Raw genomic sequence first — 12,135 nt, forward strand, 5'->3', positions numbered from 1 at the left:
AGAGCGGCAAGGTTTTTTACAACCCGCGTCCCTGCGTCGCCCGGCGGGAATTGTGCTGCAACTCCAAGCCCTTTTGCTTGATTCCGATGTAGACCATTCCCGGACGTTGTAACTCTCGCCCCAAAAAAGCCTGTCAAATTTCATAGAAATACAAGGTTTTGTTGATGTTTGTCTCATAGTTAGACAAATCCGCGGGGGTGCAGTGTTGCGCAACGTTTGTGTAGTGACATTCCACCGCCCGTCGGCTAAACGCTGCGCAGAAGGGAGAGCCAAATGTCAGCTGAAACAGCCTCGAACGACGTTACTGGCCATACCGAGGGAGCAAATATGAAGCAGGAAGTTTTTCTGCCGGAAGATTACCGTCCGGCCGAAGATGAGCCTTTCATGAATGATCGTCAGCTTGAGTATTTTCGCCGCAAGCTGCTGGATTGGAAGACAGAGTTACTGGCTGGTAGCCGCGACACCATCGAAGGGCTGCAAGACAACACCCGTAACATTCCGGACGTCGCGGACCGCGCCAGCGAAGAAACTGACCGTGCGCTGGAACTGCGGACCCGTGATCGTCAGCGAAAGCTGGTCGCAAAGATCGACTCGGCCCTGCGCCGGATTGATGATGGCGAATACGGGTATTGCGAAATGACGGGCGATCCGATCTCGTTAAAGCGTCTGGACGCACGACCGATTGCAACCATGACACTTGAGGCACAAGAGCGCCATGAGCGTCGCGAAAAGGTCCACCGCGACGATTAATCGCCGGGTATGTGTAAGAAATCCAAACGCCGGGGCCTGTGGCTCCGGCGTTTTTGCGTTATGCGGATGCCATGAAGATAGATGGATTGAAATTCTGTGTCATTGGCGGTGGAATCGGCGGCCTGGCCTCGGCTCTGGCACTGCAACACCGTGGGGCGCATGTCACGCTTCTGGAGCAAGCACCGGCCCTGACCGAAGTCGGCGCTGGTTTGCAGATCAGCGAGAACGGGATGCGCGTTCTTCATGCACTTGGCGTCACAGGTCTTTCTGTCGGGCAGAAGTCCCATGGAACTGTCTTGCGCGATTACCGAAAAGGGCGCGTGGTCAGTCACCTGCCGGGCCCTGCAGCTGGTCCGACTTATTACTACCACCGTGCCGACCTTCTGAACCTTCTTCATGATGCGGCTTGTGACGCAGGCGTGAATATCCGCTTGGGTGCCAGAGTTTCGCATGTGCAAAAGCATCCCAACGAGGCCGAGGTGATCTTGGCGTCAGGCGAGCGAATTCGCGCCGAGTGCGCCATTGCGGCCGATGGCGGCCGCAGCATGCTCCGCCCGGCTCTGAACGGGGCAGAGATGCCGGAGTTCACGCATCAGGTGGCGTGGCGCGCCGCCATCCCCTGGCAGCCCGGTCATGACCCGGTTTCCGCATCCCTGACGATGGGGCCTGGGCGGCATGTGGTAACCTATCCGTTGCGTGACGAAAGCATGATGAACATTGTCGCGGTTGAAGAGCGTTCGGACTGGCGGGAAGAAGGATGGCGTCAGACGGGCGACCCTGAAGAGTTGCGCAAGCGCTTTGCAGATTTCGGTGGCCCCGTGTGCGACATTCTGTCGAAAGTCACGGATGTGCATCTGTGGGCATTGTTTCTGCGGCCTGTCGCGCAAAACTGGCAGAATGGCCGATTGGTTCTGGTAGGGGACGCGGCCCATCCGACATTGCCGTTCATGGCGCAAGGGGCGTGTCTGGCGCTCGAGGACGCTTGGGTTCTGGCGCGCGCGTTTGACGAACGATCGGGTATCACCAGCGCACTGGCAACCTATGAAACAACCCGCAAACCAAGGGCGCAGCGCGTTGTCGCGGCGGCCGGGTCAAATGCGCGGAACTTTCATCTGCGCGGTCCAGCCCGTATGGCTGCGCAATGTGTGCTGAGGGTCGTCGGTGCCCGGTTGCCACAACGCTATGAATGGATCTACAGTCACGACGTCACGGCCGCCTAGGGCCTCAAAGATCCAGGTCAATCCAGACGGGAACGTGATCGGATGGCTTTTCGTGCCCCCGAACAGCCGCATCAATCTGGCAATCCCGCATGAGGTCGGCCGCTTGTGGCGTCAGCAGGAAATGATCAATTCGAATTCCGTCATTCCGGTTCCACGCGCCAGCCTGATAATCCCAGAAAGAATAGTGATCGGGGCCCTGCGTTGTGGCGCGAAAGGCCTCGGTAAAGCCAAGGTTCAGGATCTTTCGAAAGGCGGCCCGGCTTTCCGGGCGGAACAACGCGTCTTCCCGCCAGGCATCGGGGCGTTTGGCATCCTCGGCCTGTGGGATGATGTTATAGTCTCCGGCCATCAGGGCAGGCTCCTCTGATTTCATCAGGGCCTGGGCGCGGTCGTAAAGCCGTTCCATCCAGGCCAGCTTGTAATCGTATTTCGGTCCGGGTGCCGGATTCCCGTTGGGCAGATACAGCCCACAGAGCCGCAGGGCCTTTTTGCCTACGACGGTGGCCTCGATCCAGCGCGCCTGTTCATCATTGTCATCTCCGGGAAGGCCGCGAGATACATCCTCCAGCGGAAGCTTCGACAGGATCGCGACACCATTAAAGCTTTTTTGCCCATGTGTTTCCACGTTGTACCCGCGATCTTCAAACATCTCGCGGGGGAAGTTCTCGTCGACGGATTTGATTTCCTGAAGAAGAACAACGTCGGGTTGGGCGTCGTCCAGCCAGCGGGGCAGCGCCTCGGTTCGTGCCTTGATGCCATTGATGTTGAACGTGGCGATTTTCATGCGCGATCCTCCGAAACCTTGTGGCAACCTATCGCTCAGAACGGGCCCAGCGGCAAGTCGGAGATCGGATTTGCGAGGCTCTGCCTCGCGCTCCGGGATATTTTTAGCCAGATGAAGAAACGAACCCTTAACCATTTTTTCGATACTAGAAGGGGCGGTACAGGCGGGGACGCCGATGACCGCGCCAGGTGAAGCTCTCTGGTCGTTTTGGTCAGAGAGCGGATCCCTGCTTCATCTGGCTGAAAATATCCTGGGGGTGTGGGGGCAAAGCCCCCGTCGGTTACATCGAAAACGACGTGCCGCAGCCACAGGAAGAGGTGGCGTTGGGGTTGTCGATCACAAACCTTGCACCAATAAGCTCCTGAGTGAAATCGATCACCGCGTTTTCAAGAAAGGGCAGAGAGACCGGGTCGACGATGACTTTCTGCCCCTTGCCTTCAAGGATGAGGTCATCGGTGTTTGGCGTGTCCAGAGCGATTTCATATTGAAAACCGGAACATCCACCACCCTCCACTGCGACACGCAGGGCTTGCCCCTGTTCCGCGGCACCGATCTCGGCGAGGCGGTCAAAGGCGCGTTCGGTGACTGATGGGGGCAGATTCATGCCGGTCTCCAAAGGTTTATTTCCCAAGCGTCCTACAATATATGAAACAAAAAGACAGGCGACAAGGACAAGGCCTTTGGACAGAGCGGGATTTGCTTCGGACCCAGACCGTGCAAGGGGGCGGCTGGTGCCAGAGGAAGAAAGCAGCTTCCGGTCATGCTTTCAGCGTGATCGCGACCGGATCATTCACGCCAGTGCGTTTCGGCGGCTCAAACACAAGACGCAAGTTTTTGTCGAGCATGAAGGCGACAGTTATCGAACACGGCTGACCCATTCCATCGAAGTTGCTCAGGTCGCGCGAACCATTTCAGGGGCGTTGGGCCTGAATCCTGAACTCACCGAGGCTGTAGCCCTGGCGCACGACCTGGGTCATACACCCTTTGGTCATACGGGTGAAGACGCCCTCCACGCGCTGATGGTGCCTTACGGGGGGTTTGATCACAATGCCCAGGCCATTCGGATCGTAACGAAGCTGGAGCGGCATTATGCCGGGTTTGACGGATGCAACCTGACCTGGGAATGTCTGGAGGGTATCGCCAAGCATAACGGTCCGGTTGTTGGCGATCTGCCGTGGGCGCTGGCTGAATGCAACCAGGGCTTTGATCTTGAACTTCATACCCATGCAAGTGCCGAGGCGCAGGTGGCGGCTTTGTCTGATGACATTGCTTACAACAATCACGACCTTCTGGATGGGTTGCGCGCGGGGTTGTTTGAAGATGATGATCTGCGTCACCTTCCGATCGTGGGGGGATGCTACGCGGATGTGGATGCTAAATACCCCGGTCTTGATCCGTATCGACGACGTCATGAAGCACTGCGGCGGGTATTTGGGGTCATGGTGGCAGATGTCATCACAACGTCACGAGACTTGATTGTAGCCTCGGGCGCGCAATCGGTCGAAGAGATTCGCCATCTTGGGCATCCTGTCATCCAATTCTCGACCGGGACTTGGGCGGATCTGAAACAAATCAGGGCGTTCCTGTTCACCCGGATGTATCGCGCACCCAGCGTCATGAAGGTACGGGCCAAGGTTGCAACGGTTGTCGAAGACCTGTTCCCGATCTACCTGAACGACCCGAAACAGATGCCCGCACGTTGGCACGAGGATATTGAAGCTGCGGCGGATGAGACAGCTTTGGCCCGGATCGTATCGGACTACATCGCAGGTATGACCGACCGTTTTGCCTTGCAGGATCACGCGCGGCTGACTGGCTGACTGGGCCGCAATGACACGGGTAATGGTCCATGTTTGCGACCTTTTTTGTGGGTTGATTGGTGCCTTGCGCAGGCGGGAAGCGATGATCAGAAGCCGTACGACAGACAGCCCGCAGGGTATTTGAAATCTCTGACAGTGGAAATCCGGGCGAGATTGGCAGACATTGGGCGCAAACCAAGTCCAAACATTAGGCGTCCATTGACCTTGCCGTGATGCGTGGTAAACCGCCGGGCAAGCAAAAGGACATCCGAAATGAACCTGTTTTCCGAGATCCGCGGCCTTGTACTGGACGCGCTGGCGCAGATGCAGTCCGAAGGCGCGTTGCCCGAGGGGCTGAGTTTTGACAACGTGGCGGTCGAACCGCCGCGCGACGCGGCGCATGGCGACATGGCGACAAACGCGGCGATGGTGCTGGCAAAACCGGCCAGGATGAAACCGCGTGACATTGCCGAGGCATTGGCAGGGAAGCTGGAGGCGGATGACCGGATCGCCAGCGCCGATGTGGCGGGTCCCGGTTTTCTCAATTTGCGGCTGGCGCCGTCGGTCTGGCAAGGTGTGCTGGCGGCCGTGCTGGAGAAGGGCACCGATTATGGCCGCTCGACTATGGGTCATGGGCAGAAGGTCAACGTTGAATATGTTTCGGCCAACCCAACCGGTCCGCTGCACGTGGGTCATACACGGGGTGCGGTATTCGGTGACGCTCTGGCAAGCCTGCTGGCCTATTCGGGCCATGATGTGACCCGCGAGTACTACATCAACGACGGCGGCGCGCAGGTGGATGTGCTGGCGCGCTCGGCTTACGAACGCTATCGCGAGGCCAATGGTCTGAGCCCCGAGATTGCCGAAGGTCTTTATCCCGGCGACTACCTGATCCCAATTGGGGAAGCGTTGAAAGAGAAATACGGCGACAGCCTGATCGACAAGCCGGAAAGTGACTGGCTGGAAGAGGTACGTGAGTTCTCGACCGACGCGATGATGGATCTGATCCGTGCTGACTTAAAAGCGCTGGGCGTTGAGATGGATGTGTTCTTCTCGGAAAAATCGCTCTATGGCACCGGTCGGATCGAGGCCGCATTGCAATCGCTGACTGACAAGGGTCTGATTTACGAAGGCGTGCTCGAGCCGCCGAAGGGCAAAAAGCCCGAAGATTGGGAGCCACGCGAACAGACGCTGTTCAAATCGACCGAACATGGCGATGATGTGGATCGCCCTGTCAAGAAATCAGATGGCAGCTGGACCTATTTTGCCCCGGATATTGCCTATCACTATGACAAGGTGTCCCGTGGTTTTGACGCGCTGATCGACGTGTTTGGCGCGGACCATGGCGGCTATGTCAAGCGGATGAAGGCGGCTGTTTCGGCACTGTCCGACGGTGAGGTGCCGCTAGATATCAAGCTGACGCAGCTGGTGAAGCTGTGGAAGAATGGCGAGCCGTTCAAGATGTCCAAGCGTGCAGGGAACTTTGTCACTCTGCGCGATGTGGTCGATCAGGTGGGCCCGGACGTGACGCGGTTTGTTATGCTGACCCGCAAGAACGACGCGCCGTTGGATTTCGATTTTGACAAGGTTCTGGAACAAAGTCGCGAGAACCCTGTATTCTACGTTCAATACGCACATGCCCGTGTCATGAGCGTGCTGCGCCGCGCGGCCGAGGCTGGAATTGCGGTTGATGATGCGACCCTTGCAGGCGCCGACCTGAGCAAAAACGATCATGCCTCGGAACTGGTTGTTGCCAAGAAGCTGGCAGAATGGCCGCGGCTGGTCGAGATTGCGGCGCGGACCAATGAACCGCACCGGGTCGCATTTTACCTTTATGAACTTGCAGGCGACTTTCATGCGTTGTGGAACAAGGGTAATGACGAGACGCAATTGCGTTTCATCCAGGATGGCGATGTTGCCACAAGCCAGTCAAAAATCGCTTTGGCCCGGGCCGTTTCTGTTGTGATTTCAGCGGGCTTGGGTATTCTTGGCGTTACTCCGGCGCAGGAGATGCGGTAACAAATATCGCCCGAACCGCCGGTACGAGGTAGGCAAGAAATGACCCGCGGGCCTTATTTTCAGGCGTGAAACGGGCAGTGAGGCGGACATGGCGAGTTACGATTACTCGGGGCATCAAAGCCCCGGGCAGATTCATTACCCGAATCAAGCGCATTCTGATGATGTGTATGATTTTCCCGAAGATATGCAGGAAGATGACGCGCCGCGAGGCTCGTTTGGTCTGGGCAGGGCAGTCAATTTCCTGGGGGCTGTTGCTTCCTTGGCGCTGGTCGCCGGTGTCGGGGTCTGGGGCTATCAACTGATCATGCGCGATGTCAGTGGCGTGCCGGTTGTCCGCGCCGCCGAAGGGCCGATGCGTGTGCAACCGGAAAATCCGGGTGGAACACCCGCCGATCATCAGGGCTTTGCCGTGAATGCCGTCGCCGCCGAAGGCAGTGCCGCGGCACCGGCTGACCGGTTGATCCTTGCGCCGCGCCCGGTGTCCCTTACGGAAGAAGACCTGCCCGCCGGAGAACTGAAGCCGACCCCTGCGCTGCATGTGGTCGAAGAACCGATCACCACGCAGGAAGCCGCGCGCCTGCGCCAGAACGCAGTAGATGCGCTGGTTGCGGAATTGGCGGGTGCGGCAGCAGAAACGCAGCAAGAATTCGAAGACGGTGTGCAACTGGCATCGCTGACCACCCCCGACGAAGAACCCGCCATTGACCCGGCAGATTTTGCTGCGGCCTTGCCAGACCCAAGTTTCGCAGAGTTGCCGGGTGTGCGCCGATCGTTGCGCCCTGTGACGCGTCCGGCACGGTCGACCCGCAGTCAGGTCGCACCCAGCGAGAATTCCGAAGACGCCATTAATGCAGCGGTGAAAGCTGCGGTTGGGGTGGATGTTGATCCGGATACACTGGCCAAGGGGACCCGACTGGCGCAGCTTGGGGCTTATGACAGCACGCAAGTGGCACAGGCCGAGTGGGACCGTTTGAATGGTCAGTTTGGTGAGTATATGTCGGGAAAACAGCGCGTTATTCAGAAAACCTCAAGCGGTGGGCGGACCTTCTACCGCCTGCGCGTTCTGGGGTTTGAAGATCTGAGCGACTCGCGCCAATTCTGCGCCGCTCTGGTCGCGCAAGGCGCTGACTGTATCCCGGTGGCCGTGAGGTGAAGTTCGGAGCAGCGATCACAGATGCTGAAGGACTGCGCCTGACGCAGGAGGAAAGAGACCTGTTTCGCCAGATGAACCCGTTTGGGTTCATTCTGTTCGCCCGCAATATTGAAAGCGCCGATCAGGTGCGCGCCTTGTGTGATGATTTCCGAGAGGCTGTTGGGCGCAACTGCCCCATTACCATTGATCAGGAAGGAGGGCGCGTACAGCGTTTGCGCGCACCCTTTGCCCGCGAATGGCTGCCCCCGCTGGATCATGTGACCAGGGCGGGTGATCAAGCGGAACGCGCCATGTACCTCAGGTACCGCCTGATTGCGGATGAGCTGTTGGGTCTGGGCATCGACAGCAATTGTGCCCCTATGGTCGATGTGGTGCGGCCCGAGACACACGCGTTTCTGAAAAACCGCTGTTATGCCTTTGATCCTGAGCAGATTTCCAGGATCGGCAGGGCTGTGGCGCAGGGCCTTCTTGATGGGGGCGTTCTTCCGGTTCTCAAGCACATTCCCGGCCATGGCCGTGCCACTCTGGACAGTCACCATGACCTGCCGCATGTTGATTTGCCGCTGGAAGAGTTGGAATACAGCGATTTCGCGCCGTTCCGTGCCTTGAACGACCTGCCGATGGGGATGACCGCGCATCTGGTCTTTGATCAGATAGATCCCCGGCCGGCCACCATTTCCGCGGCCATGATGGGTCTGATCCGAGACAATATCGGCTTTGGCGGGCTGATTATGACCGACGATATCTCGATGAAGGCGCTCAGCGGGGCGTTGACGGACCTCTCCCGCCAATCTTTGCAGGCGGGCTGCGATGTAGTCCTGCATTGCAATGGCAGTTTTTCTGAACGTGCCGCTGTAATGGAAACTGCCGGAGAAATGTCGGATGTGGCACAAGCCCGCGCAGAACGGGCGCTGGCGATGCGCAAACGCCCGCGGGAACTTGACATCCAAGCCGCCGAAGCGGAACTATCTGCCCTAATGGGCGGGCAGGTATATGAACGATAATCTTTTTAGCGAAGACCCTGTCTCGGTCGCGGATCGTCTTGCGGCCGAAGCGCTGATTGTTGATGTCGACGGGTTCGAAGGCCCGTTGGACGTTCTGCTAACTCTATCACGCACGCAAAAAGTGGATCTGCGCAAGATCTCGGTTCTTGCGCTGGCGCAGCAATATCTGGCCTTTGTTGAAAAGGCGCGTGCGCTGCGCATTGAACTGGCCGCCGATTATCTGGTCATGGCGGCGTGGCTGGCCTTTCTCAAGTCCCGTCTATTGCTCCCGCCAGATCCGGATGACGATGGGCCATCGGGTGAAGAACTGGCCGCGCATCTGGCGTTTCAACTTGAACGCCTGCAGGCAATGCGCGACGTCGCTGCGCGGCTGATGGCCCGCGACCAACTGGGTCGTGATTTTTTCAAGCGCGGGCAGGGCGAGGACGTAACCCGCATCCGCACCGTAACCTATTCCGCCACGCTGCTGGATCTGATGCAGGGATATGCCCGTATTCGCACCCGTGACGAGTTCCGCCCCTTTGTGATGGACCGCGACTCGGTGTTTACGATGGAGCAGGCACTGGAGCGGATGCGCCCGCTGATCGGTTTTGCGGGGACGTGGACCGATATGGAAACCTATCTGCCCGATGGTTGGGATACTGACCCGGTGCGCCGCAGGTCGGCGACGGCTGCGACCTTTGCGGCCTCGCTGGAACTGGTGAAAGAAGGACATATGGAGATCAAGCAGAGCGAGACATTCGCGCCGATCCATTTGCGCAAGAGGACCCAGACACGTGACTGACGCCCCAGAAGAAACCGGCACCCTGTTCGAGGCGCCACCATTGGCGGAACAGGAGCGTATGGTCGAGGCCGTTTTGTTTGCCAGCGCCGATCCGGTGACGATTGCCGACCTTGAGGCGCGGATGCCGCATGGAAGCGACGCCGCACAAGCCGTTGAGTTGCTTCAGAGACGTTACGAAGGGCGCGGCGTGCGCGTGGTGCGTGTTGGAGAGGCATGGGCGATCCGTACGGCCCCTGATCTGGGCTTTCTGATGCAAAAGGAAACGGTTGAAACTCGTAAACTCAGCCGGGCCGCGATCGAGACATTGGCCATCGTTGCCTATCACCAACCCTGCACCCGCGCCGAGATTGAGGAAATTCGCGGCGTGTCAGTCTCTCGCGGGACGATTGATCAATTGCTAGAGATGGAGTGGATCAGGCTGGGCCGTCGTCGCATGACACCGGGTCGTCCGGTGACATTTGTGGTGACGTCCGAATTTCTGGATCATTTTGGTCTGGAGAACGCCCGCGACCTGCCGGGTCTCAAGGAATTGAGGGCTGCGGGTCTGTTGGAAAACCGGCCTCCACCGGGGGCTATCCCTCTGGGCGAGGAGCGCGAGGACGAAGTGGACGAGGACCAGTCGGAATTGTTTGAGGAATAATAACCCGGACAGGTCACTACGGGTCAGGCGCGGAACCTGCGACAGGCAACGTGGGTTATCCGGCACGTGCACCGTTGCAAGAAATTCTGAGGATTAGCCGGCCGCTTTGAAGTGCTTGGACAGCTTCAGGCCTTGGCCCTGATAGTTCGATGCAATCCCGGCACCATATAGCTGCGTGGGCATTTCAGCCATTTTCTCATAGACAAGGCGCCCGACCACTTGTCCGTGCTCCAGCACGAAAGGCGCTTCGTGGCATCGCACCTCAAGCACGCCTCGCGACCCGGCCCCCCCGGCGGCTGCATGGCCAAAGCCGGGATCGAAGAATCCGGCATAATGCACCCGGAATTCACCAACCATGGCCAGATAAGGTGCCATTTCGGCGGCATACATCGGCGGGATGTGGACCGCCTCGCGGCTGACAAGGATATAGAATGCTCCGGGGTCAAGTATGATGCGACCGTCCTTGGTGCGCACTTCCTCCCAATATTCCTGGGGGTCGTATTCGCCAATTCGGTCCAGATCGATTACCCCGGTATGGGGCTTGGCGCGATAGCCGACCAGATCGGTATCGGGCAGTTGCAGATCTACCGAAAAGCCAAGACCGTCCTGAATCACAGCAGGGCCGTCTACCAACGGCGATTCGGCGTGTAGGGCGGTCAGTTCGGCGTCAGACAAGACGGCCTGACCTTGACGGAAACGGATCTGGTTCAGACGCATACCGGGGCGGACCAGAACCGAAAACGAACGTGGACAGATCTCGGCATACAGCGGGCCCTTATAGCCCGCAGGAACGCGATCGAATTCTGTGCCACCATCGGTAATGGTACGGGTCAGAAGGTCAAGCCGCCCGGTCGAGCTTTTGGCATTGGCGACGGCGGTTATGTCGCGGGGCAGGGCAAGTGATTCCATCAGGGGTACCAGATAGACGCAGCCCTTTTCCAGAACAGCGCCGTCCGAGATGTCGATGCGGTGCATTTCGAACTCGGCCAACCGATCCGTAACGGTCCGTCCTTCGCCCGCGAGGAACGAGGCGCGCACCCGGTAGGCCACTGTTCCCAAACGCAAATCAAGGCTAGCTGGTTGAATTTGCGCTGGCAGGACATCGGGGTTGGCGGCAATCTCTCCGCGCGCGATCATTGCTTCGATTTGCTGGTTCGCGCAAACACCTGTCATCTCGATCCCCTCATGTGCCAGAGCGGGATCTGGCCTTTGTGCCATAAACGTCGGTGTGATTTGGTCGGGCTAGCAGGACTCGAACCTGCGACCTTCCGTCCCCCAGACGGACGCGCTACCAGGCTGCGCCATAGCCCGACGTTGGGCCGTTCATAAAGATTTTCCCGGCAGGGGCAAGAGGAAAACACTGCCTTTCTTCCTAACCCGTCGCCTGTGTTTCAACACGATCCAGCCAGCGGCGCAGGTCTTTTGCAATTGGTGCAATCCGGCGCAGTAGTTCGTCGTCAAACTCGGCGCGCTTCCACGCCAGCGACGCGATCCCACCCATCAGGGGCGTAGTGTTCAGGTCTGGCTGTGGTTCTTGTTCTGACGCAGTCGCGGGAAGTGCGTCGGCCTGCACGCCTTCGTTCACCGGCTGCTCGGCCGGTTCGTCTAGATCCATAAGGATTTGTTCGGTGGCGGCAGGGGGTTTCGGTTCGAACGGCACCACTTTGCCCTGAACGGGTTCAATCAGGGCAGGGCCCGGTTCGTCTAGAGGCGGAGACAGTGCTGCGACATGTGCAACGCCTTGCTCGCGCAGGATGCGCTGCACACCTTTGATTGTGATCCCGTCCTCGTGAAGCAGTTTCTTGATGCCGCCCAGAAGACGCATGTCATTGGGGCGGTAATACCGACGCCCGCCCGCGCGTTTGACCGGTTTGACCTGAGTGAAGCGGCTTTCCCAGAAACGCAAAACATGGGCCTGAACACCAAGCCAATCCGCTACTTCACTGATCGTGCGAAACGCGTCGCGGGATTTGCTCATATCC

At 58.6% G+C, this 12,135-nt stretch carries 12 protein-coding genes and 1 tRNA gene; 8 read left to right on the forward strand and 5 right to left on the reverse strand.

Annotated elements, in window-relative coordinates; translation table 11 throughout:
- Positions 1 to 327 precede the first annotated feature (327 nt).
- Entirely contained in the window at positions 328 to 750 is a 423-nt protein-coding gene (gene dksA / locus AC2FLZ_RS02835) for an RNA polymerase-binding protein DksA (RefSeq protein WP_209504868.1), read from the forward strand.
- Between the two features lie 71 nt (positions 751 to 821).
- Entirely contained in the window at positions 822 to 1,970 is a 1,149-nt protein-coding gene (locus AC2FLZ_RS02840) for an FAD-dependent monooxygenase (RefSeq protein WP_496881718.1), read from the forward strand.
- Between the two features lie 4 nt (positions 1,971 to 1,974).
- On the opposite strand, the gene xth is transcribed toward AC2FLZ_RS02840, so the two are convergent.
- Together xth and AC2FLZ_RS02850 are read right to left on the reverse strand one after the other, a co-directional pair.
- The gene (gene xth, locus AC2FLZ_RS02845) at positions 1,975 to 2,754 is read right to left on the reverse strand and encodes an exodeoxyribonuclease III (RefSeq protein WP_480473261.1); all 780 of its coding nucleotides are present in this window, start codon (positions 2,752 to 2,754) and stop codon (positions 1,975 to 1,977) included.
- Positions 2,755 to 3,034: 280 nt separating this feature from the next.
- Complete coding sequence (locus AC2FLZ_RS02850; protein WP_267363969.1) at positions 3,035 to 3,358, reverse strand: HesB/IscA family protein; 324 nt, start codon at positions 3,356 to 3,358, stop codon at positions 3,035 to 3,037.
- Positions 3,359 to 3,434: 76 nt separating this feature from the next.
- On the opposite strand from AC2FLZ_RS02850, the gene AC2FLZ_RS02855 reads away from it, so the two are divergent.
- From AC2FLZ_RS02855 to scpB, 6 genes are all read left to right on the forward strand, one after another.
- The gene (locus AC2FLZ_RS02855) at positions 3,435 to 4,574 is read left to right on the forward strand and encodes a deoxyguanosinetriphosphate triphosphohydrolase (protein ID WP_480473259.1); all 1,140 of its coding nucleotides are present in this window, start codon (positions 3,435 to 3,437) and stop codon (positions 4,572 to 4,574) included.
- Between the two features lie 252 nt (positions 4,575 to 4,826).
- Positions 4,827 to 6,572 carry an arginine--tRNA ligase gene (gene argS, locus AC2FLZ_RS02860; RefSeq protein ID WP_496808728.1) on the forward strand — a complete coding sequence of 582 codons (1,746 nt, stop codon included), beginning with the start codon at positions 4,827 to 4,829 and terminating at the stop codon, positions 6,570 to 6,572.
- A gap of 88 nt (positions 6,573 to 6,660) precedes the next feature.
- On the forward strand, positions 6,661 to 7,725 hold the full coding sequence (locus tag AC2FLZ_RS02865; protein ID WP_480517372.1) for an SPOR domain-containing protein: 1,065 nt from the start codon (positions 6,661 to 6,663) through the stop codon (positions 7,723 to 7,725).
- Positions 7,722 to 8,729, forward strand: coding sequence for a beta-N-acetylhexosaminidase (gene nagZ, locus AC2FLZ_RS02870; RefSeq protein WP_496881719.1), 1,008 nt, complete (start codon positions 7,722 to 7,724; stop codon positions 8,727 to 8,729). The genes AC2FLZ_RS02865 and nagZ overlap by 4 nt, the downstream gene beginning before the upstream one ends.
- Positions 8,719 to 9,513, forward strand: a complete 795-nt coding sequence (locus AC2FLZ_RS02875; protein ID WP_480517368.1) for a segregation and condensation protein A — start codon at positions 8,719 to 8,721, stop codon at positions 9,511 to 9,513. The genes nagZ and AC2FLZ_RS02875 overlap by 11 nt, the downstream gene beginning before the upstream one ends.
- Positions 9,506 to 10,153, forward strand: a complete 648-nt coding sequence (gene scpB / locus AC2FLZ_RS02880; protein ID WP_496881720.1) for an SMC-Scp complex subunit ScpB — start codon at positions 9,506 to 9,508, stop codon at positions 10,151 to 10,153. The genes AC2FLZ_RS02875 and scpB overlap by 8 nt, the downstream gene beginning before the upstream one ends.
- Before the next feature lie 93 nt (positions 10,154 to 10,246).
- On the opposite strand, the gene AC2FLZ_RS02885 is transcribed toward scpB, so the two are convergent.
- The 3 genes from AC2FLZ_RS02885 to AC2FLZ_RS02895 all read right to left on the reverse strand — a co-directional run bounded on the left by AC2FLZ_RS02885 (position 10,247) and on the right by AC2FLZ_RS02895 (position 12,131).
- On the reverse strand, positions 10,247 to 11,326 hold the full coding sequence (locus tag AC2FLZ_RS02885; protein WP_480493018.1) for a 2'-deoxycytidine 5'-triphosphate deaminase: 1,080 nt from the start codon (positions 11,324 to 11,326) through the stop codon (positions 10,247 to 10,249).
- 61 nt (positions 11,327 to 11,387) lie between these two features.
- Positions 11,388 to 11,464, reverse strand: a tRNA-Pro gene (locus AC2FLZ_RS02890).
- A 61-nt stretch (positions 11,465 to 11,525) separates the two neighbouring features.
- Entirely contained in the window at positions 11,526 to 12,131 is a 606-nt protein-coding gene (locus AC2FLZ_RS02895; RefSeq protein WP_496881721.1) for a MerR family transcriptional regulator, read from the reverse strand.
- Positions 12,132 to 12,135: the final 4 nt, after the last annotated feature.

The sequence above is a fragment of the Ruegeria sp. YKSF131 genome, assembly GCF_059612645.1.